1 protein-coding gene is annotated in these 288 nt (G+C 43.8%); it reads right to left on the bottom strand.

What is annotated here, in order from left to right; translation table 11 throughout:
* A partial coding sequence (locus Q0948_RS14885) for a hypothetical protein (protein ID WP_298354523.1) occupies positions 1 to 288 on the bottom strand: 288 nt, incomplete at both ends.

Raw genomic sequence — 288 nt, 5'->3', positions numbered from 1 at the left:
CTCGTCACCTGTGGCGCCGCAAGAATCCCTATCTCATCTGCCAGGGTCGTAAGATCAACACTTCCCATTGTATCATCTCCATCAAATTCTTCACAGAAGGTATAATCAATAGGTCCCGCTTCTGCCAATACAGGTAGTGGATTTACAATCACCTCAAAAGGCACAATCACATAACATAAGTTTCCATCACTGTCTAAGTCATCATCGCCTAGCACATTTCGTTCCACACGTGCATAGAGCGTTTGGTTACCAGATGTGGTATTGATAAAATTAGTGACATCTGCCACT

The sequence above is a fragment of the uncultured Dokdonia sp. genome, from assembly GCF_947496725.1.
Lineage (GTDB): Bacteria > Bacteroidota > Bacteroidia > Flavobacteriales > Flavobacteriaceae > Dokdonia.
The sequence above is the reverse complement of the archived record's forward strand: the minus strand, read 5'-3'. Positions and strand labels throughout refer to the sequence as shown.